Annotated in this window: 19 protein-coding genes and 1 pseudogene; 13 read left to right on the top strand and 7 right to left on the bottom strand. The window is 70.5% G+C overall.

All coding sequences use genetic code 11. From position 1 onward, the window contains the following. Positions 1–38 precede the first annotated feature (38 nt). From A6035_RS03425 to A6035_RS03440, 5 genes and pseudogenes are all read left to right on the top strand, one after another. On the top strand, positions 39–1127 hold the full coding sequence (locus tag A6035_RS03425) for a bifunctional MaoC family dehydratase N-terminal/OB-fold nucleic acid binding domain-containing protein (RefSeq protein ID WP_108846618.1): 1089 nt from the start codon (positions 39–41) through the stop codon (positions 1125–1127). Between the two features lie 32 nt (positions 1128–1159). Next, positions 1160–1591, top strand: coding sequence for a MaoC family dehydratase (locus A6035_RS03430; protein WP_108846619.1), 432 nt, complete (start codon positions 1160–1162; stop codon positions 1589–1591). Further along, the gene (locus A6035_RS03435; RefSeq protein ID WP_108846620.1) at positions 1588–2760 is read left to right on the top strand and encodes a lipid-transfer protein; all 1173 of its coding nucleotides are present in this window, start codon (positions 1588–1590) and stop codon (positions 2758–2760) included. Before A6035_RS03430 ends, A6035_RS03435 begins: the two co-directional genes overlap by 4 nt. 54 nt (positions 2761–2814) lie before the next feature. After that, entirely contained in the window at positions 2815–2937 is a 123-nt protein-coding gene (locus A6035_RS19130) for a hypothetical protein (protein WP_268817644.1), read from the top strand. 48 nt (positions 2938–2985) lie between these two features. After that, positions 2986–3640 (top strand): annotated as a pseudogene (locus tag A6035_RS03440) (oxygenase MpaB family protein). Between the two features lie 20 nt (positions 3641–3660). Here A6035_RS03440 and A6035_RS03445 read toward each other — a convergent pair. Then, entirely contained in the window at positions 3661–4740 is a 1080-nt protein-coding gene (locus A6035_RS03445; protein ID WP_108846621.1) for an alpha/beta hydrolase, read from the bottom strand. A 186-nt stretch (positions 4741–4926) separates the two neighbouring features. Here A6035_RS03445 and A6035_RS03450 point away from each other — a divergent pair, with 186 nt between their 5' ends. After that, positions 4927–6579, top strand: coding sequence for an AMP-binding protein (locus A6035_RS03450; protein ID WP_108846622.1), 1653 nt, complete (start codon positions 4927–4929; stop codon positions 6577–6579). A 120-nt stretch (positions 6580–6699) separates the two neighbouring features. Here A6035_RS03450 and A6035_RS03455 read toward each other — a convergent pair whose 3' ends face one another. Continuing rightward, a complete protein-coding gene (locus A6035_RS03455) occupies positions 6700–8079 on the bottom strand; it encodes a maltokinase N-terminal cap-like domain-containing protein (protein ID WP_108846623.1) in 1380 nt (459 codons plus the stop codon). Beyond that, a complete protein-coding gene (gene treS / locus A6035_RS03460) occupies positions 8076–9887 on the bottom strand; it encodes a maltose alpha-D-glucosyltransferase (RefSeq protein ID WP_200836457.1) in 1812 nt (603 codons plus the stop codon). The genes A6035_RS03455 and treS overlap by 4 nt, the downstream gene beginning before the upstream one ends. Positions 9888–9921: 34 nt before the next feature. Here treS and A6035_RS03465 point away from each other — a divergent pair, with 34 nt between their 5' ends. From A6035_RS03465 to A6035_RS03475, 3 genes are read left to right on the top strand one after another with little or no spacing between them, the layout of a single operon-like run. Beyond that, complete coding sequence (locus tag A6035_RS03465; RefSeq protein WP_108846624.1) at positions 9922–10179, top strand: hypothetical protein; 258 nt, start codon at positions 9922–9924, stop codon at positions 10177–10179. Further along, entirely contained in the window at positions 10176–10520 is a 345-nt protein-coding gene (locus A6035_RS03470) for a hypothetical protein (protein ID WP_108846625.1), read from the top strand. Before A6035_RS03465 ends, A6035_RS03470 begins: the two co-directional genes overlap by 4 nt. Positions 10521–10530: 10 nt before the next feature. Next, entirely contained in the window at positions 10531–11574 is a 1044-nt protein-coding gene (locus tag A6035_RS03475) for an LLM class F420-dependent oxidoreductase (protein ID WP_108846626.1), read from the top strand. Between the two features lie 133 nt (positions 11575–11707). On the opposite strand, the gene A6035_RS03480 is transcribed toward A6035_RS03475, so the two are convergent. Continuing rightward, complete coding sequence (locus tag A6035_RS03480) at positions 11708–12568, bottom strand: MaoC/PaaZ C-terminal domain-containing protein (RefSeq protein WP_108846627.1); 861 nt, start codon at positions 12566–12568, stop codon at positions 11708–11710. Position 12569: 1 nt separating this feature from the next. Continuing rightward, positions 12570–14276 carry a 3-oxosteroid 1-dehydrogenase gene (gene kstD / locus A6035_RS03485; RefSeq protein WP_235026817.1) on the bottom strand — a complete coding sequence of 569 codons (1707 nt, stop codon included), beginning with the start codon at positions 14274–14276 and terminating at the stop codon, positions 12570–12572. Between the two features lie 60 nt (positions 14277–14336). Between kstD and A6035_RS03490 the strand changes: the two genes are divergently transcribed. Further along, the gene (locus tag A6035_RS03490) at positions 14337–15122 is read left to right on the top strand and encodes a 2-keto-4-pentenoate hydratase (RefSeq protein WP_200836456.1); all 786 of its coding nucleotides are present in this window, start codon (positions 14337–14339) and stop codon (positions 15120–15122) included. On the opposite strand, the gene A6035_RS03495 is transcribed toward A6035_RS03490, so the two are convergent. Then, complete coding sequence (locus A6035_RS03495; protein ID WP_108846630.1) at positions 15119–15880, bottom strand: IclR family transcriptional regulator; 762 nt, start codon at positions 15878–15880, stop codon at positions 15119–15121. The two genes, A6035_RS03490 and A6035_RS03495, sit on opposite strands and share 4 nt — an antisense overlap. A 121-nt stretch (positions 15881–16001) precedes the next feature. Here A6035_RS03495 and A6035_RS03500 point away from each other — a divergent pair, with 121 nt between their 5' ends. From A6035_RS03500 to dmpG, 3 genes are all read left to right on the top strand, one after another. After that, entirely contained in the window at positions 16002–17303 is a 1302-nt protein-coding gene (locus A6035_RS03500; protein WP_235026816.1) for an HNH endonuclease signature motif containing protein, read from the top strand. Positions 17304–17386: 83 nt separating this feature from the next. Then, complete coding sequence (locus A6035_RS03505; RefSeq protein ID WP_108846632.1) at positions 17387–18304, top strand: acetaldehyde dehydrogenase (acetylating); 918 nt, start codon at positions 17387–17389, stop codon at positions 18302–18304. Between the two features lie 5 nt (positions 18305–18309). Next, positions 18310–19374 carry a 4-hydroxy-2-oxovalerate aldolase gene (dmpG, locus tag A6035_RS03510; protein WP_108846633.1) on the top strand — a complete coding sequence of 355 codons (1065 nt, stop codon included), beginning with the start codon at positions 18310–18312 and terminating at the stop codon, positions 19372–19374. 70 nt (positions 19375–19444) lie between these two features. On the opposite strand, the gene A6035_RS03515 is transcribed toward dmpG, so the two are convergent. Beyond that, complete coding sequence (locus A6035_RS03515; protein ID WP_108846634.1) at positions 19445–19960, bottom strand: flavodoxin domain-containing protein; 516 nt, start codon at positions 19958–19960, stop codon at positions 19445–19447. Positions 19961–19964: the final 4 nt, after the last annotated feature.

The following is a 19964-nucleotide window of genomic DNA, read 5'->3' on the forward strand; positions in this document are numbered from 1 at the left end:
AGCCCCTCTGCGTATCCCACCCCGACGAGAAGGCACCCATGAGTGACGACACCGTGACCGACGACCGCGCCTCGCGCATCCTCGCCGCGGCCGACGAGGTCAAGGCCTCCGGCGGCAGCGCGCGCCGCCCGGGCCGTGACCCCATCAACCTGCCGATGATCCGCAACTGGACCGAGGCGATCGGCGACACCAACCCGATCTACGAGTCCGAGGAGGCGGCCGTCGCGGCCGGCCACGGCGGGCTCGTCGCGCCGCCCGCGATGGCTCAGGTGTGGACCATGCGCGGGCTCGGCAAGACCCGCGAGGCCGACGACCCGCTGGGCCGCATGACCGACATCCTCGACGCCGAGGGCTTCACCTCGGTCGTCGCGACCAACTGCGACTCGACGTACCACCGGTACACCCGCCCGGGCGAGGAGGTGACCATCCAGTCCGTCCTCGTCGACGTGGTGGGCCCCAAGACCACGGGCCTGGGCGAGGGCTGGTTCTTCACCACCCGCAACTACTGGCGGGTCGGCGACGAGGTCGTGGCCGAGATGGACTTCCGGATCCTCAAGTTCCGCCCGCCGGCCAAGGCCGCCGCCCCCGCCGCGTCGGAGGACCGGATCGTCGCGAGCTCCGGCTCGGCCACCGACGACCTGGTGGTGGGCAAGGTCCTGCGCCCGTCGGTCTCGCACGACACGCAGTTCTTCTGGGACGGGGTCGCCGCCCACGAGCTGCGCATCCAGAAGCGCGAGGACGGCTCGCTGCAGCACCCGCCCGTGCCGGCGCTGTGGAAGGACAAGTCCGAGCAGACCGACTACGTCGTGTCCTCCGGCCGCGGCACCGTGTACAGCTTCGTCACCCACCACGCCCCGCGCGTGCCGGGCCGCACGAAGTTCCCGTTCGTCATCGCGCTGGTGGAGCTGGAGGAGGGCGTGCGCATGCTCGGCGAGCTGCGCGACGTCGACCCGGCCGAGGTCCGCATCGGCATGGAGGTCGAGGTGGAGTTCCTCGACATGCCGGGCGACGAGTCCGAGGACGCGGCCTTCGGCACCGATCCGTGGACGCTGTACGCCTGGCGACCGGCCGGTGCGCCGACCGTCGACCGTCAGATGCCCGAGGTCCGGGAAGGGGCCGCGAAGTGAGCGAGAGCCGCGAAGTGAGCGAGAACAGTGCAGTGACCGACGTGATCTGCCCCGCCGAGCCGCCCGCCGTGGCGGTGGGGGACCGGCTGCCCGAGCTGACCATCGAGGGCACGCCCACGTTCATCGTGGCCTCCGCCCTGGCGACCCGGGACTTCCAGGACGTCCACCACGACCGCGACCTCGCCCACGCCAAGGGGTCGAAGGACATCTTCGTCAACATCCTCACCGACACCGGTCTCGTGCAGCGGTACGTGACCGACTGGGCGGGCCAGCGGGCCCGCATCACGTCGATCAAGCTGCGCCTCGGCGTGCCCTGGTACGCGTACGACTCCCTGACACTCACGGGTGAGGTCACGGGTATCGACGACGACGGGCTGGTCACGCTGAAGATCGTCGGCACGGACTCGATGGGCGCACACGTCACCTCCACGGCCACCCTCTACATGAACGGAGACCCGCAGTGAGCTCCCTCGCGGACAAGGCTTCGATCGTCGGGATCGGCGCGACCGATTTCTCCAAGGACTCCGGCCGGTCCGAGCTGCGGCTGGCCGCCGAGGCCGTCCGCGCGGCGGTCGCCGACGCCGGACTGCAGCCGTCGGACGTCGACGGCCTGGTGTCGTTCACGATGGACACCAACACCGAGGTCGCGGTGGCCCGCGCCGCCGGGATCGGCAGCCTCAACTTCTTCTCGCGCATCCACTACGGCGGCGGCGCGGCGTGTGCGACGGTCCAGCAGGCGGCGATGGCCGTGGCGACCGGCGTCGCGGAGGTCGTGGTCTGCTACCGCGCGTTCAACGAGCGCTCGGGGATGCGGTTCGGCCAGGTCAACTCGGCTCTCGTGCACCAGGTGAACTCCTCGGGCACGGACAACGCGTTCTCCTACCCGCACGGCCTGTCCACCCCGGCGGGGTTCGTCGCGATGGTCGCGCAGCGGTACATGCACGAGTACGGCGCCACGAGCGAGGACTTCGGCCGGGTCGCGGTGGTGGACCGCAAGCACGCCGCGGTCAACCCGGCGGCGTTCTTCCACGGCAAACCCATCACGCTGGAGGAGCACCAGACCTCGCGCTACATCGCCGAGCCGCTGCACCTGCTGGACTGCTGCCAGGAGTCGGACGGCGGGCAGGCGATCGTGGTGACCACGCCCGAGCGGGCCCGCGACCTGCCGCACACGCCCGTCTCGATCGCGGCCGCGGCCTCGGGCTCCGGGCCGGACCAGTACATCATGACCTCGTACTACCGCCCCGAGCTCGCCGGGCTGCCCGAGATGGGGATCGTCGGCGACCAGCTGTGGAACCAGTCCGGCCTGCGGCCCGAGGACATGGACATGGCGGTGCTGTACGACCACTTCACCCCATACGTGCTCATGCAGCTCGAGGAGCTCGGCTTCTGCGGGCGCGGCGAGGCCAAGGACTTCGTCCGCGAATCCGGCGCCCTCGAGGTGGGCGGCAGGCTGCCGCTCAACACCCACGGCGGCCAGCTCGGCGAGGCCTACATCCACGGCATGAACGGCATCGCCGAGGGCGTGCGTCAGCTCCGCGGTGACTCGGTCAACCAGGTCCCCGGCGCCGAGAAGCTCGTCGTCACCGCGGGCACCGGCGTGCCCACCTCCGGGTTGGTCCTCACCGTCTGAGCCGGTTAACCGGGAGTCACATCACATATATGTGATCGGCGCTAGGGTGAGGGGATGACCACCGCCAGCCGCTCCGCCGCCGGTGCCGTCCGCGGCCCGACGCTCCACGACGTCGTGGGCGACGCCGCGTTCCTGGCCGGGGCGCCGAGGCGTTTCCTCATGGAGATCGCCCTGTAGCCGGTCGGGCACGGCGTCGCCGATCACAGCCGGGCGCTACGGGATCCGATCGGGCGGTTCCGCAACACGACCGCCTACATCTATCTCGTGGCGTTCGGCACCCCGGCCGAGCGGGAGGCGGTGATCCGCATGGTCAACCGCGCCCACCGGCCGGTGCGGTCGGCGCCCGGGGCGGAGGTCGAGTACTCGGCCTTCGACCCCGGGCTGCAGCTCTGGGTGGCCGGGTGCATGTACTACGGCGGCCGGGACATGTGGCAGCGCATGTTCGGTCCGCTCGACGACGAGGCCGCCGAGCGGCTCTACCGCGAGTTCCAGACCTACGGCACCTCGCTGCAGGTCCCACCGGAGGACTGGCCGGCCGACCGGGCGGCCTACGACGCCTACGTGGCGCGCACCCTGGACGGGATCGAGATCGACGAGCGGGTGCGCGAGTACGGGGCCAGGCTGCTCGACCCCGTCCGGGCACCCCCTGCCGGTCCGCCCGGTCTTCCGTCTCATGCGCTTCATCACCATCGGGCTGCTGCCCACGCAGCTGCGGGACGCCTACGGCTTCGCCTGGAGTCCGGTCGACGAGCGCCGGTTCAGCACGCTCATGGCCGTGGGGGCGCTTCTGTACCGCAGGACGCCCCGACGGGCCCGCGAACTGCCCAAGGATCTGCTGCTGCGCGCGTCGCGCCGGAAGGCCGTGTCCGCGCACGCCTGACGCGCGCCCGCGCCGCCGGCTCAGCGGCGCAGGCATCCGCGGACGAACGACCCGATGTCGCGGACCGCGACCCGCGCCTCCGGGACGAGCGGGTGGAACACCTGGAACACGTGGAACTGGTCCGGCCACAGCTGGAACTCGTGGCGCACGCCGTGTTCGGCGAAGTTCTCCGCCATCCGCTCGATCCCGCCCCGGAAGATCTCCTGGCCGCCGGCCTGGATGAGGAACGGCGGCCAGTCCGGCGACGGCTCGTAGTTGATCGGCGAGATGGCCGGATCGTCCGGGTCCACGCCGGGCGCGTACTGGCGTCGGCACAGTTCGGCGAGCCCCAGGGCGAGGAACGGGTCCTTCCGTGTCCGGTCCCGCTCCGTCATGTCCGTGAAGTCCAGATCGATCCAGGGGGAGAGCAGCACGACGCCCGCCGGCATCGGCGCCCGCGTCCGCTCGAGGTAGGCCACCAACTGCAGGGCCAGGTTGCCGCCCGCGGAGTCGCCGGCGACCACGATGTCCTCGGCGGGGAACCCCATCTCGATCAGCCACTCCCAGCCGGCGATGGTGTCCTCGGTGGCCGCCGGGTGCGGATGCTCGGGCGCGAGCCGGTAGTCCGGCAGGAAGACCGGGACGCCGGTCTCGCTGGCGATCCGGGACGCGAGCGCCTTGTGTGACCACGGGGATCCGAACGTGAAGCCGCCGCCGTGGACGTGGTAGATCACCTTGTCGGAGTCGAAGAATCTCTTGCGGCCCACCCACAGGCCGGGCACCGGCCCGTCCGACGACCAGTCGTTGGTGCTCTCCAGCGCGGCGGCACGGCCCGCTCCCGAGGTGAGGGTCCGCAGCCGCCCGAGCGAGGCGTCGGTGGCGGGCATCCGGTCCAGGGCGGGGCGCACGAACAGGCGCAACGCCTCGGCGAGGCCCCGCGAGCGCAGCGTCCCCTGTTCGGCCGGGCCCTGGAGGACGGGCCCTCGTCGGGACGGTCGGTCGGCCTCGCGGTCGGACGATCGGCGGCCGTCCTGGGGGACCTCACCGGACCCGGTCGAGCGTGGCAGTCGGAGGCCACCGTCGTACGGCGGGCCGGGATGTCGGGGCCGTGATCCGCTCATGAGCGCAATGTAGACGCTCGACCGAGCGCGGTCACCCGTAACCATGCCCTAAGGTATGCATCTTGGTGGAACTCGTTACAGTTATGGCCGATTATCGCTGCTCAGACCCCGGTCTGGACATGAGAACAAGTTCAGGCCACAATGTGAGAGCAGACACACACCCGCCGCCTTTAAGGACCTGCCCCGATGACCGACGCAGTTGCCGATCAGTCCACCGATCCCCTCGCCGGAACCAACCCGGACATGAACGAAGCCGCCGTGTTCGAGGCCGTTGTCGACAAGATCCCGGACAACCTGCTGCTCACCATGGACGGTGTCGACTACACGTACCGGCAGATCGACGAGCTCGCCAACCGGATGGGCCACCTCCTCAAGGCCCACGGCGCGGAGCCGCTCAGTCACGTCGCGCTCTACATGAAGAACAGCGCCGAGCACATGGCCGCCATCGTGGCGTCCATGAAGATCCGCGTGGCCGGGATCAACGTCAACTACCGTTACACCCCGGCCGAGCTCGTCTACCTGTTCAACGACTCGCAGTCGGTCGCCGTGATGGTCGACGCCGAGTTCGCCGAGACGATGGCCGCCGCCGTGCCGCAGCTGACCAGCACTCGCACGGTTCTCGCCGTCGGCGGGGCGCCGCAGGTCCTCGCGGACGCGTGTGCGGCCGCCGGTCTCACCATGGTCGACGTCGACGCCGAGCTGCCGGAGCAATCGGCGGAGCGCGGGTTCGAGCCGGCCCGCGGTGACGACCACTGGATCGTCTACACCGGCGGCACGACCGGGTTCCCCAAGGGCGTCCAGTGGAAGATGTCGGACTACTACTACGCGTGCCTGTCCGGCGGTAACCCCTATGGCGACAAGCGGCACAGCCCGCAGGAGGTCGCGGACAACGTGTCGCCCGAGGGCGGCTTCCGCATCGTCATCTCGGCTCCGCTCATGCACGGCGCCGGACTGTTCACGCTGCTGACCTTCGTCAACATGGGTGGTCACCTGGTGCTGTTCCGCGACTTCGACGCGGAGGTCATCGTGGACGCCACCGCGGAGTACAAGGCGCAGATGCTGATGTTCGTCGGCGACGGCATGGCCGTGCCGATCACCGACGCCCTGCTGGAGGCCAGGAAGAGCAAGGACTTCAGCTCGATGTTCATGGTCGCCTCCGGCGGTGGCATCTGGTCCAAGACCTCGCGTGACCGGCTGCACGAGGAGTTCCCGAACGTCATCATCCGCGACAACTTCGGTGCCTCGGAGACCGGTAACGACGGCGAGCTGAACCTCAACGAGGACGGCGAGATGATCCTGGCGCCGAGCCCGCGCCTCGGTCTGATCGACGAGTCCAACAAGCCGATCGCCCCCGGATCCGACGTGATCGGCTACATCGTGCGCCGCGGTCACGTCCCGCTCGGCTACTGGAACGACCCGGAGAAGACCGCCAAGACCTTCCCCGTGGTCGACGGTCAGCGGGTCGCGGTGCTCGGCGACATGGGCCAGATCCGCGAGGACGGTTCCATCGTGTTCCTGGGCCGCGGCTCGGGCTGCATCAACACCGGTGGCGAGAAGGTCTTCCCCGAGGAGGTCGAGCAGGCGCTCAAGGCCCACCCTGCCGTGCACGATGCGCTGGTCGCCGGCGCCCCCGACCCGCGCTTCGGCCAGAAGGTCGCCGCGGTCGTGTCGTTCCGCGAGGGCAAGTCGGCCGAGCCGGAGGAACTCTCCGCGTTCCTGCGTGAGTCCCTGGCCAACTACAAGGTGCCCAAGGTGATCGTCGACGTCCCCGAGATCCGCCGCTCGCCCGCGGGCAAGGCCGACTACAAGTGGGCCAAGGAGCAGATCTCCACGAAGTAGCGCACGAGCGGTGACGCACCAGCACTGACCGTCCCGGCCGGGTCCGCACCAGCGGACCCGGCCGGCGTGCGTCGCGAGGCGTGCGTCGCGAGGCGTGCATCGCGGGGAGTGGGGAGCCGGTCAGCCGGCGGAGAGGATCCGCTCCACCGCGCCCATCGGCACCGGGACCCACCCAGGCCGGTTCCGTGACTCGTAGACCACCTCGTACAAGGCCTTGTCCAGCGTGTACGCCCGCAGCAGAGCCCCGGTGTCGCGGGGATCGGAGTCGCTGACCTCGGCGTACCCCGAGCAGAAGGCGTCGACGTTGCGGTCACGCCACTCGCGGGCCCGGAAACGCAGCTGCCGGTCCTCCACGCCGACGAGCGTGTGCTGGGCCGCGTAGTCGAGACTGCGCAGGATGCCCGCCACATCGCGCGCGGGCGAGTCCGGCACCCGGCGCTCGGCGAGGGGCGCGGACGGCTCGCCCTCGAAGTCGATGACGATCCAGCGGTCCGGCGCCCGCAGGGTCTGCCCGAGGTGCAGGTCGCCGTGGATGCGGTGGACGGGCACCGGCCCGGAGCCGGCGACCTCGTCGAACACCGCGCGTGCGGCGTCCGCGTACTCCGCCAGCGCCGGCACCTCGGCGACCGCCGCGTCCAGCCGCGCCCGCATCGACGCCACCAGGTCGGTCCCGTCGCGCGTGGTCACCCCGGTCGCGGCCGCGAGGTCCTCGTGCACCTGAGCCACGGCCGCGCCGAGCCGGGAGGCCTCGTCGGCGAAATCGGTGCCCACCTCCTCGGCCAACAGGTCGGCCTCGGCGAAGAGATCGCGGACGCTCGCCGTGGCCATCGCCCACCCGTCGGCCGCGCCCGCCATGAACTCCTGAGCCATGGCCAGGGTCGTGGGCCCGCCCCCGAGGTCGCCAACCTCGCCGTCGTCCAGTTCCACCCAGCCCCGCAGCGCCGCCACGGCCGGGCAGTCCCGGTCGGCCAGCGCGGCGTGGAGCTCCACGTCCGGGTTGACGCCCGGCTGGACGAGGCGGAACAGCTTGACCATGAGGTCGTCCCCGAACACCAGGGAGGAGTTGGACTGCTCGCCCTCGAGCAGCCGCCCCCACGTGGGTTCGGGGACGGGCGCGTCGGCGACGAGGCGGAACCGCAGGCCCCCGACCTCGGCCTGCTCGCCCAGGTGTCGCAGCAGCGACTCGGTGCCGCGCGGGTCACGCAGCCCGTCGTAGACGACGGGGGAGGCGCCCTCGGGGGTCAGCGGGAACGCGCGCCGGTCGCCCGGCAGCTCCGGCGCGGTGGCGATGGGCACCTGGTAGCGCTGGGGTCGACCGTCCACCTCGAGGTCCACGAGCAGGTGCTCGACCAGGACCTCCGGGTCGTCCAGCATCATCGCGCGTCGGGTGACCCGCACGCCGCTGAGCTCGAGTCCCTTGCCGGCGAACCAGCGCTGTTCGGGCAGCCAGTCCGTGAGCAGTCGGGCCAGGGTGGCGTCGTCGACGGGGGCGATACTCACGGTCCCTCCTCCGGGCTGCGCAGTTCGAGCCAGTAGAAGCCGTACCCGGGCAGCGTGAGCTGGTAGGGGTCGGCGTCGATCTCGGGGAACGGCACCCCGCCGGTGAGCTCGTGGGGCTGGCGGCCCGCGAACTCGGCCAGGTCCAGCCGCACGGCCTGCGGGAACCGGGACAGGTTGTTGACGCAGAGGATGACGTCGGGCTCGTCGTCGGCGCCCTCCAGCGTGCGCAGGTAGGACAGGATCGACGGGTTGGAGCCGCCGAGGTCGATGAACTCACCCAGGCCGAACGCGCGGTGCTCCTTGCGGACGTGGATCATCCGCCGGGTCCAGTGCAGCAGGCTCGCGGTGGAGTTCATCTGCGCCTCCACGTTGACGCCCTGGTAGCCGTACTGCGGGTCCATGATGACCGGCAGGTAGAGGCGTCCCGGGTCGCAGCGGGAGAAGCCGGCGTTACGGTCGGGGCTCCATTGCATGGGCGTGCGGACGGCGTCGCGGTCGCCGAGCCAGATGTTGTCGCCCATCCCGATCTCGTCGCCGTAGTACAGCATCGGCGAACCGGGCAGGCTGAGCAGCAGCGCGGTGAACAGCTCGAGCTGGTTGGTGTCGCCGTCGAGCAGCGGGGCCAGGCGCCGGCGGATGCCGATGTTGGCCTTCATCCGCGGGTCCTTGGCGTACTCCGCGTACATGTAGTCGCGTTCCTCGTCGGTGACCATCTCGAGCGTGAGCTCGTCGTGGTTGCGCAGGAAGATCGCCCACTGCGCCGAGGACGGGATGTCGGGGGTGTGGGCGAGGATCTCGGTGACGGGGAAGCGGGACTGCCGCCGCACGGCCATGAAGATCCGCGGCATGAGCGGGAAGTGGAACGCCATGTGGCACTCGTCGCCCACCTCGGGCTCGCCGTAGTAGTCCACCACGTCGTCGGGCCACTGGTTGGCCTCGGCGAGCAGCACGCGCCCCGGGAACTCCTCCTCGACCACGGCACGGCACCTGCGCAGGAAGTCGTGCGTCTCGGGTAGGTTCTCGCAGTTGGTGCCGTCGCGCTCGAACAGGTACGGCACGGCGTCCAGGCGGAAGCCGTCGATGCCCAGATCCAGCCAGAAGCGCAGGACGTCGATCATCGCGTCCTGGACCTCGGGATTGTCGTAGTTGAGGTCCGGCTGGTGGGAGAAGAAGCGGTGCCAGTAGAACTGCCCGCGCACGGGGTCGTAGGTCCAGTTGGAGGACTCGGTGTCGACGAAGATGATGCGGGCCTCGGGGTACCGCGTGTCGTCGTCGGACCACACGTAGAAGTCGCCGTACGGGCCCTCCGGGTCGGAGCGGGACTCCTGGAACCAGGCGTGGGTGTCGGAGGTGTGGTTCATGACGAGGTCGGTGATGACCCGGATGCCGCGGCTGTGGGCCTGGTCGAGGAACTCGACGAAGTCCTCGACGGTGCCGAACTCGGGCAGCACGGTGCGGAAGTCGCGGATGTCGTAGCCGCCGTCGCGCAGGGGGGAGTCGTAGAACGGCGGGAGCCAGAGGCAGTCCACGCCGAGCCACTGCAGGTAGTCGAGCTTCTCGGTGAGGCCGCGCAGGTCGCCGGTGCCGTTGCCGTCGGAGTCGTAGAACGCCCGGACGAGGACCTCGTAGAACACCGCGGTCTTGTACCAGTCGCGGTCGATCTCCAGCTCGGACGCGTGCCGGTAGTCAGCGGCACTGGGCTCCACGACGTGGCCGTCGTCGGTGAGCTCGGGGTCGGCCGGCCGTGGGTCGGCGACGCGTGACTCGACGGGATGGGACTCGGACTGCAGGCGCGGCTTGGGTGCCATGTGGGCGAGCCTACGGCCCCGTACGATCCGGTGCATGCGGAAAATCGACCCGACCGAGCGGGTCCGCGGCGTGGTGCGGTCCTTCCGGGGCCGGCACGGCCGGCGCGCCCGTGCGCTCGCCGTGCGGTTGGACGGCGACGACGACGAGGTCGTCCTCCGCCCGTGGGAGCTGCGATTGCCGAGGTCCGTCGTCTACGCGGCGGCCCGGTCCAGGGGCTGGGAACCCGACGGGGGCACGCGGGCGCTCGTCCAGCGGGGCCCGTGGCTCGAACCGATGCGGTTCACACGATGAGCCCCGGCTGGGTGCTCACGATCCTGGCGCTGCTCCCGTTGCTCGCGTGGGGGATCGCCGCCGTGGTGGTGGCCATCCGCCGGTGGTCGCGGCGCCGGGGGGACGACCGCACGCGCCGGTTGCGACTGGCCCGGATGCTGCGCGGTGGCGATCTCGTCGTCGTCCCCACCTCCGACGTCGACCTGCCCGAGGCCACCGTCCTCGCCGTCGCCGCGGACGCCGGGTACCGCCTCGTGGGCTACGAACGCGCGGACACGCCCCTGCGCCGCCGGGTCGGGGTGTTCGTGCGCATCGGCGGGGAGGTCGACGCGGTGATCAGAGGCGTGCCCACACCCCGGTAACGTGACGCGCATGCGCATCGGGATGGCTCTGAACTACAGCGGCGGGTTCGCCGAGACGGCCGCGGAGGCCGCCGACCTCGAGAGGGCGGGACTGGACATCGCGTTCGTCCCGGAGGCGTACTCGTTCGACGCCGTGAGCCAGCTCGGCTACCTCGCGGCCAAGACCTCCACGATGGAGCTGGCGTCGGGCATCCTGCAGATCTACACCCGTACGCCCACGCTCACCGCCATGACCGCCGCCGGGCTGGACTTCGTCTCCGACGGCCGATTCACCCTGGGCTTGGGCGCCTCCGGCCCGCAGGTCGTGGAGGGCTTCCACGGCGTGAAGTACGACGCGCCGCTCGCCCGCACGCGCGAGATCATCGAGATCTGCCGGAAGGTGTGGCGCCGCGAGAAGGTCGTCCACGACGGCAAGAAGTACCAGATCCCGCTGCCCGCCGACCAGGGCACCGGGCTGGGCAAGCCGCTCAAGCTCATCAACCACCCGGTGCGTTCGACCATCCCCATCATCCTCGCCGCGCTGGGGCCGAAGAACGTCGAGCTGGCCGCCGAGGTCGCGGATGGGTGGCAGCCGCTGTTCTTCCATCCTGAGAAGGCGCATCTGGCGTGGGGTGACGCGCTGGCCGCGGGCAGGGCGAAGCGCGATCCGTCGCTCGGTGATCTCGACGTCTACGCCGGCCCCGCCCTGGCGATCTGCGACGAGTCCGAGGTTCCCTTCTACCTGGACCTCGTGCGCCCGCACCTCGCCCTCTACATCGGTGGCATGGGTGCGCGCGGCAAGAACTTCTACAACGAGCTCGCGTGCCGCTACGGCTACGAGGACGAGGCCGCCCGCATCCAGGATCTCTACCTGGACGGCAAAAAGGAGGAGGCCGCCGCGGCCGTGCCGGACGAGCTGGTGCGCTCGGTGTCCCTCATCGGGTCCGCCGGATACGTCGCCGAGCGGGTCGAGGCGTTCCGCGAGGCCGGCGCCACCACTCTCACCGTGGTCCCCATGGCCCTCGATGCGCCCGGCCGCCTGCGCCTGGTGGAGCAGTTCCGCGAGATGTGCTGAGCAGCGGCCGGCGCGTGCGGCCGCGCCGGGCGGGCACACAGGGCGGCCGCGCCGGGCGCGGATACGACGACACCCCGCGGTGATCGACCGCGGGGTGTTCGTCGGGGCGTTCTTCAGGCGTGGGTGCCGCCGGTCAGGCGAGCTCGACCACCACGTTCTTGAGGACGGGCGCGTCGTCGCGCTCCGTGACGGTGGCCGCCACGAGCAGTCGCGAGCCCTCCTCCCACACGCGGATGCGCATGGTCTCGCCGGGGAAGAAGATGCCGCCGAAGGTGACGCCGTACCCGCTGACGCGGGAGACGTCGCCGCCGAGCACCTCGTCGACCACCGCACGCAGGACCAGCCCGTAGGAGCACAGGCCGTGCAGGATCGGACGCTGGAAGCCGGCGGCCTCGGCGAACGCGGGGTCGGAGTGCAGCGGATTGCGATCGCCGCACAGGCGGTACAACAGCGCCTGCTGGGGGAGCGTGGCCACCTCGATGGTGTGGTCGGCGTCCCGCTCGGGGTACTCCACCTTCTCCGAGGTACCGCGCTCGCCGCCGAAGTTGCCCTCACCCTTCGCGAAGATGCCGGACCGCGAGGTCCACAGTTTCTCGCCCTGGGCGGAGACCGTCTCGGACTCCTGGATGATCACCGCGGCCGAGCCCTTGTCCTGGATCTCGGCGATCTTCGTCGTGGTCACGGCGGTGCCGGAGGCCGGGATGGGGCGGTGCAGCGTGACGGACTGGCTGCCGTGGACGACCTTCGCCAGATTGATCTCCACTCCGGGGAAGGACACCTTCGGCGCCTCGGTGACGTTCATCGTCGCGGCGACCGTGGCGAACGACGGGAGGACCTTCGGCTCGACGTCGTGGACGTACTCGAGCCCGGTGGTGTCCATGGGGTCGGCGGCCGCGCCGACGGACAGCGCGTAGAGCGCCACGTCGGAGGCGGTCCAGGAGAACTCCTGGGAGGGCAGCTGCGCCCCGAGGGCGATGTCGAGATCGATCGGCACGTCAGACTCCTGTCTTCTGGGTCGTGGGGGTGGAGGCGAGCATGTGCTCCACGGCGAGGTAGCCGAAGACCATGGCGGGTCCGATGGTGGCGCCCGGTCCGGCGTAGGTGTGGCCCATGACCGGCGAGGACGCGTTGCCCGCGGCGTAGAGGCCCTCGATCACGGACCCGTCCTCGCGCAGCACGCGGCCGTGGACGTCGGTGTTCGCGCCGCCCTTGGTGCCGAGGTCGCCCGGCACCATCTTCACCGCGTAGAACGGGGCCTTGCGGACCGGGCCGAGGCTCGGGTTGGGCTTGTTGGTGGGGTCGCCGTAGTAGTGGTCGTAGCCCGACTCTCCGCGCTGGAAGTCCTCGTCCCTGCCCTTTGCGGCGAAGCCGTTGAACCGCTCCGCGGTGCGCTCGAGGGCGTCGGCCGGCACGCCGATGAGGTCGGCGAGCTCGGCGAGGGTGTCGGCCTTGTGGAAGTTCTCGGTCGCCAGCCACTTCTTGGGCAGCGGCTGCTTGGCCTGCAGACCGGCGAACAGGTACCGGTTCTTGTACTCCTGGTCGAAGATGATCCAGGCCGGCAGGTTCTCGGCCGGCCCCTCGCCCTGGCCGTACTCGCCGCCGTACATCTTGTGGCCGGCCTCGACGTAGGGCAGCGACTCGTTCATGAAGCGCTCACCGCGCGGGTTGACCATGAACGAGCAGGGCAGGGACCGCTCGGCCAGCGCGAACCAGGGCCCGCGCGGGAGCATGATGGTGGGGCCCCACCATGCGTCCTCCATGAAGGACAGCTCGGCGCCGACCTTCTCCATGGCCTCGATGCCCTCGCCGGTGTTGGCGGCCGCGCCCACGGTCCAGTCGGTGGGGATGGGCTGACGCTGGTACTTGTCCCGCATGTCCTGGTTGTGCTCGAATCCGCCGGAGCCCACCACCACGCCGAGGCGCGCCCGCAGGGTGACCTCCTCGCCGTTACGCGTGGCGGTGATGCCGACGACCCGCTCCTCGTTGCCGGAGCCCTCGGTGACCAGGCCGGTCATGGGCGTCTCGAGCCACACCGGCACGCCCGCGTCGAGCAGGCCCTTGCGCAGGCCGGCGATGAGCGCGCGGCCCATGCCCACCGAGTTCTGCCCACGGGCCTTCGCGAGGAACATCCGCAGCGACACCTTGATCGAGCGGCGGATGCCCTTGGTGGTCGGCCGCTGCAGCAGGTTGAGCCACCGGTAGTCGGACTGCATGACCACCATGTTCGCCGGGGCCTTGGCGTAACCGGGCTCGAGCTTGTCGGCCTCGGAACCGAGCTGCCGCAGGTCGAACGGCTTCGGCTCGACGGACCGGCCTCCGAGACGACCGCCGGGAGCCTCGGGGTAGTAGTCGGAGTAGTCCTTGACCCACTCAAGCTGGAGCGGGGAGTTGGCGAGGACGAAGTCGAGGACCTCGGGCCCGCGGTCGACGTAGGTGTCGATCCGCTCGGCCGGGACGACGTCACCGACGATCGATCGGAGGTAGGTCCGCGCGGCCTCGGGGGTGTCGAGGACACCGTCGCGCTGGAGCACCGAGTTGTTGGGGATCCACACGCCGCCGCCGGAGCGGGCGGTGGAGCCTCCGTAGTGCGGGGCCTTCTCCACGAGGACCACGCTGAGGCCCTTTTTTGCTGCCGCGAGGGCGGCCGTCATGCCTGCTCCACCGCTGCCTACGACGACGACGTCGAATTCCTGGTCTGCCATGTAGAACACGTTATAGAACTGATCGCCGTCGCGCCAGACGCCCCAGGTAGCATGCCCGTCATGCTCACTGAGGAGACCCGCGCCACTCTTGCCCAGCGACTCTGGGGCGCCGAGACCGACGTCTCGCCGATCGCCCCGCTGACCGACGCCCATCCTGACATGAACGCGGACGACGCGTTCGAAATCCAGCTCGTCAACATCCGCCGCAAGCTCGATGCCGGAGCCGTCGTCACCGGCCACAAGGTGGGCCTGGCGTCCAAGGCCATGCAGGAGATGATGGGGGTCGACGAGCCCGACTACGGCCATCTGCTCGACACCATGGAGTACCCGGAGGGCACGCCGATCGAGGCGGCGCGCTTCTGTTTCCCGCGCGTCGAGGTGGAGGTCGGTTTCGTCCTGGGTGCCGACATCCCGCCGGAGGGGTGCTCGCAGGAGGAGGCCGCGGCGGCGATCGAGTGGGTCGTCCCGTCGATCGAGCTCATCGATTCCCGGATCCGGGACTGGAAGATCAAGCTGCCGGACACGATCGCGGACAACGCCTCGTCGTGCGGTTACGTCATCGGCCAGCAGCGCGTGCGTCTGGCGGACATCGACGTGGCCGCGATCGATGCGACCCTCTACAAGAACGGTGAGTTCCTCGCCTCGGGCCGCTCCGACGCGGTGCTGGGCAACCCTCTGAACTCGGTGGGCTGGCTGGCCTCGACGGTCGCCAAGTTCGGCGTTCGCCTGCGCAAGGGCGACGTCATCCTCCCGGGTACCGCCATCCGCGCGATGGACGCGACGCCGGGTGACACCTTCCGCGCGGAGTTCGCCGGCCTGGGCGACGTGACGATGGCGTTCCGCTAACGATCCGAGCCCAGGGCGCGTCCGGCTGCTGCGGCGACGCGGGTGACCAGCGGTTCGAGCCGGGCCAGAGCACTCTCGTCCGCCGCGCTCGCGGACAGGGCCGCGACAGCCCGCGTGCCGCCGGCGCCCTCCTCGTCGCCGTCGAACACCGGCGCCGCCACGCAGTACAGCCCGGGCGTGAGCTCGGCGCGGTCCACCGCGCGCTTCTTCCGGCGGATCTCGCCGAGCTCAACCGCCAGAGCGTCGGGCGAGGTCAGTGTGGTCTCGGTCCACGCGACCATAGGCCCCTGGGCGACGCGGCCGGCGGCGTCCTCGTCGAACGCCAGCATCGCCTTGCCCACACCCGTGCAGTACGCGGGCAGCCCGCCCCCGATCCGTGACGGCGACGGGATCGGCCGTGGCCCGTGCAGCTTGTTGAGATAGACCACCTCGTCCCCGTGCAGGGTGGCCAGGTGGACGGTCGCGCGCGTGGCCTCGAAGAGGTGCGCGAGGAACGGCGTGAGGACCCGCCGAATCCGCTCGTACGCGGGCGAGACGGGAATCGGGTCCAGTTCGTGGACCAGCGGCCCGAGCCGGTAGTGCTGGCCGATCCGCGTCACCGCGTCGTTGCGCTCTAGAGCGGTGAGCAATCGCAGCGCCGTGGACTTGGCCAGCCCCGTCTCCCGCGCGATCTCACTCAGCGTCATCCCCGTGGCCGCCGCCGTCACGCGCAGTATCTCGAAGGCGCGATCGACGGGGGAGGTGGGCGGCTCGGTCATGCGGTGAGTGTAGCGCGCGGGTCGGACATCCCTGGGCGGCTAGATCGAACACTTGCGCTATTCATGCGGATCTACCGGGGTCGTATGTAGGTTCTACTGGGGCGGCGCGGGGGTGATGGAGATGTCGGAAGCGAAGCCGTTGTTCGCCGTCTCCGATCCGCTCGGCGCTGCCGACATGAAGGCGGTCAGCGCGGCGCGGGCGGCGACACTGGCACAGAACCGGGCCGGGGCCACGCGGTTGGAGGCCGCGAACATGCTCGTCCAGCAGTTCTCCCGCGCGGCGGAGGCGGAGGCAACCGACGCGGAGCGCCGCGAGGCTCCGTCTCGGCCGGCCTATGCGCGGCTGGCTCCGGAGTCCCGGGCCCGGGACCATCTGGCGGCGGCGTGTCAGCTCACGTGCTGGCACACCGAGCGGCTGGTCACGGCCGGAGTGCAGATTTACTCCCGGCTGTCTCGCCTGAGGTCCTCGGTCGACCGGGGGTTGGTGCCCGAGCAACTGGCCATCGATATCGCCTGCAAGTTGGCCGCAGTGCCGGACTCGATCGTCTCTGACGTGGAGGGCGAGTTGATGGCCGGGCTCGCCGGAGACCCGGAGGGCGGGGACCGGCCGAGCCGCGCCGAGGTTGACTCGCGGATCGACGAGCTCGTCGCTCGGTTCGATCCCGCCGGGGCGGAGGAGGCGGAGGCCGAGGCCGCCGCTTCCCGTATGGTGCGGTTCCGGACCGGCCGCAACGGTATGGCCGACCTCTTGGCGAAACTGCCCCTGGCGGAGGCCGAATTGTTGCGCGGGCGCATCGAGGCCGAGGCCGAGGCCCGCGCCGCGTCGGAGGACGGCGTCGCCGCGGTCGCGCAGGGGCTCCCCAACCGGGTCGAGTTCGTCCACGGTGCGTACAGCAGCTACAACTGGCTCTGCCAGCAGCTCCTGGAGGGCGACGACGCGAGCGTGCGCTTCGAGCTGATCGATCCCGCGCCCGGCGCCGTCGACTCGCCGGACCACGCCCTGCGATACCTGATCAGCCCGGCCATGGCGGAACGGATCCGCCTCCGCGACGGCACGTGTCGGCACCCGGGGTGCTCGGTACCGGCGAGGGACTGCGACGTGGATCATGTCATCGCGTTCAACAAGCGTGACCCGGAACTCGGTGGCCCGACCCTCGAGTGGAACCTCGTGTGCCTCTGCCGCAAGCACCACCGCGAGAAGACCTTCGGGACCAACGCCTACCGGCCCGGCCCGCTCGGTGAGCTGATCATCCTCACAGAGACCGGCCACCGGCACCGCACCAGACCACGGGGGCCGTTGGCCCGTGCCCGCGACGGAATCCGGGAAAGGGCGTGGGAGGACTACGCCGACCGGCTGATCTCCGCGGACGGGTACATCATGAATCCGCCCGGTACGGACCGGTCGCGCGGGCGACCCGCCTAGCGGACACCGTCGGCTCATGCAGTTGTGCCGTTGAGTGGCACAGCTGTTTGTGGCGTGCGTTTTCCGCGCGCGACACTGCTCTCATGACAGAGAAGACCAAGCTCACAGCAGCGATCGTGGGGTCCGGCAACATCGGCACCGACCTCATGTACAAGCTCGAGCGCAGTGAGTACATCGAGCCCAAGTGGATGATCGGCATCGACTCCGAATCCGAGGGTATGAAGCGCGCCGCCGAACACGGCCTCACCTGCATGGCCGGCGGCGCCGACGAACTGCTCGCCTCCATCGAGGCCGGCGGCGAGAAGCCCGACCTCCTCTTCGAGGCCACCAGCGCGTACGTGCACAAGGAGTATGCGCCCAAGTACGAGGCCGCCGGCATCGTCGCCATCGACCTGACGCCCGCGGCCGTCGGCCCCATGGTCATCCCGCCCGCCAACCTCCGGGAGCACCTCGACGCCCCCAACACCAACATGGTCACCTGCGGCGGCCAGGCCACCATCCCGATGGTCCACGCCGTCTCCTCGGTCGTCCCGGTCGACTACGCGGAGATCGTCGCCTCGGTGTCCAGCGAGTCCGCCGGCCCCGGCACCCGCGCGAACATCGACGAGTTCACGCAGACCACCAAGATGGCCATCGAGAAGGTCGGCGGCGCTGAGCAGGGCAAGGCGATCATCATCCTCAACCCGGCCGAGCCGCCCATGATCATGCGCGACACGATCTTCTGCTCGATCCCCGAGGACGCGGACCACGACCTCATCACCACCGCCATCCGAAAGCGGGAGAAGGAGATCCAGGAGTACGTTCCGGGCTACCGGCTGCTCCAGGAGCCGCAGTTCGACCCGCCCACCGAGATCACCGGCGGCATGGCCCGCGTGGCGATCTTCGCCGAGGTCGAGGGCGCCGGAGACTTCCTGCCGCCGTACGCGGGCAACCTCGACATCATGACCGCCGCCGCCGCAAAGGTCGGCGAGGAGATCGCCAAGAGCAAGCTCGGAGTGTGACAGACATGGACAAGACCAACCCCCTCAACGCCCAGGCCCGCGCCTACAGTGACGAGCTCGACATCCGCATCACCGACTCCTCGCTCCGCGACGGCTCGCACCACAAGCGCCACCAGTTCTCGGTCGAGGACGTCCGCAACGTCGTCGCCGCGCTCGACGATGCCGGCGTGCCGGTCATCGAGGTCACCCACGGCGACGGGCTCGGCGGCGCGTCGTTCAACTACGGCTTCGCCAAGTCCTACGACCAGGAGCTCATCAAGGCCGCGGCCGGGACCGCCAAGCAGGCCAAGATCGCGTTCCTCACGCTTCCCGGCCTGGGCATCAAGGACGACATCCTCAAGGCGCGCGACAACGGCGGCTCGATCTGCCGCGTCGCCACCCACTGCACCGAGGCCGACGTCTCGATTCAGCACTTCGGCTACGCCCGCGAGCTCGGGCTCGAAACCGTCGGCTTCCTCATGATGAGCCACACCCAGCCGCCAGAGGTGCTCGCCAAGCAGGCGCGCATCATGGCCGACGCCGGCTGCCAGTGCGTCTACATCGTAGACTCGGCCGGCGCGCTGGTCATGGACCAGGTCTCCGACCGCGTCTCCGCGCTCGTCGCGGAGCTCGGCGGCGACGCCCAGGTGGGCTTCCACGGCCACGAGAACCTCGACATCGGCGTGGGCAACTCGATCATGGCCATCCGCGCGGGCGCCCAGCAGATCGACGGCTCGACCCGCCGCTTCGGCGCGGGCGCGGGCAATACGCCCGTCGAGGCGCTCGTCGGCTGCTGCGACAAGCTCGACATCCGCACCGGCATCGACTTCTTCAAGATCGCCGACGCGGCCGAGGACGTCGTCCGCCCGCTCATGCCCAACGAGTGCATCGTCGACCGCCAGGCCATGATGCTCGGCTACGCGGGCTGCTACTCGTCGTTCCTCAAGCACGCCGAGGGCCACGCGCAGCGGTACGACGTGCCCGCGTCCGAGATCCTCATCCGTGCCGGTGAGCGGCGCCTGGTCGGCGGCCAGGAGGACCAGCTGATCGACATCGCGCTGGAGATCCAGAAGGAGCTCGCCGACGCCTGACGCCGTGAACGGGTGAGGCGCGCACCGCAGCCGCGCGTCCGGGGAGTCCCGGGCGCGCGGCTGCGGTGCATCAGGGGCCGGGTGTATCGAGCGCCCAGGCGACGATCGGGTCGAGACCGGCCGGGTCGGTGAGGCCGACGCGCCCGCCGGGGAGGAGCAAGCGGGACATGGGCTCGTCCGGCGCCGCGCGGAGCCGGCGGCGCAGTACGGCGAGGAGGGCGCGGTCGGACCACCCGAGGCCCGCGGGCTCGAGGTCGCCCCGGAGGTGGAAGGTGGCGACCGGGCGGCCGGTCGCGGCGACTAGCCGGGCGGTGAGGTCACCGCGGGCGGGGTCGTCGGCGGGGGAGAGGCCGACGACGACGAGGGCCGCCCGCCCGGAGGATGAGCGGACGGCCCGGATGATCCGGCGCCGCCCGAGGATCCGTGTCGCGTAGAGAGGTGCGAGCACGATCACCGGGTCGGCGTCGGGGGCGGTGCCGAGGTCGGCGAGCTCGACTGCGGTGGTGCCGAGCCGTTCGCCGAGTGCGGTGGCGTAGCGCCGGGTGGAGCCGTACCGGGAGGTGAAGGCGACGACGGGGTGGGTCACGCCT

Source organism: Dietzia lutea (assembly GCF_003096075.1).
Classification (GTDB): Bacteria; Actinomycetota; Actinomycetes; order Mycobacteriales; family Mycobacteriaceae; genus Dietzia; species Dietzia lutea.

Excerpts from the sequence above, each read along its gene's own strand:
- A6035_RS03425 (WP_108846618.1), top strand. The coding sequence starts at position 39 with ATGAGTGACGACACCGTGACCGACGACCGCGCCTCGCGCATCCTCGCC.
- A6035_RS19130 (WP_268817644.1), top strand. The coding sequence starts at position 2,815 with ATGACCACCGCCAGCCGCTCCGCCGCCGGTGCCGTCCGCGGCCCGACG.
- A6035_RS03445 (WP_108846621.1), bottom strand. The coding sequence starts at position 4,740 with ATGAGCGGATCACGGCCCCGACATCCCGGCCCGCCGTACGACGGTGGC.
- A6035_RS03450 (WP_108846622.1), top strand. The coding sequence starts at position 4,927 with ATGACCGACGCAGTTGCCGATCAGTCCACCGATCCCCTCGCCGGAACC.
- treS (WP_200836457.1), bottom strand. The coding sequence starts at position 9,887 with ATGGCACCCAAGCCGCGCCTGCAGTCCGAGTCCCATCCCGTCGAGTCA.
- A6035_RS03465 (WP_108846624.1), top strand. The coding sequence starts at position 9,922 with ATGCGGAAAATCGACCCGACCGAGCGGGTCCGCGGCGTGGTGCGGTCC.
- A6035_RS03470 (WP_108846625.1), top strand. The coding sequence starts at position 10,176 with ATGAGCCCCGGCTGGGTGCTCACGATCCTGGCGCTGCTCCCGTTGCTC.
- A6035_RS03475 (WP_108846626.1), top strand. The coding sequence starts at position 10,531 with ATGCGCATCGGGATGGCTCTGAACTACAGCGGCGGGTTCGCCGAGACG.
- kstD (WP_235026817.1), bottom strand. The coding sequence starts at position 14,276 with ATGGCAGACCAGGAATTCGACGTCGTCGTCGTAGGCAGCGGTGGAGCA.
- A6035_RS03490 (WP_200836456.1), top strand. The coding sequence starts at position 14,337 with ATGCTCACTGAGGAGACCCGCGCCACTCTTGCCCAGCGACTCTGGGGC.
- A6035_RS03495 (WP_108846630.1), bottom strand. The coding sequence starts at position 15,880 with ATGACCGAGCCGCCCACCTCCCCCGTCGATCGCGCCTTCGAGATACTG.
- A6035_RS03500 (WP_235026816.1), top strand. The coding sequence starts at position 16,002 with ATGTCGGAAGCGAAGCCGTTGTTCGCCGTCTCCGATCCGCTCGGCGCT.
- A6035_RS03505 (WP_108846632.1), top strand. The coding sequence starts at position 17,387 with ATGACAGAGAAGACCAAGCTCACAGCAGCGATCGTGGGGTCCGGCAAC.
- dmpG (WP_108846633.1), top strand. The coding sequence starts at position 18,310 with ATGGACAAGACCAACCCCCTCAACGCCCAGGCCCGCGCCTACAGTGAC.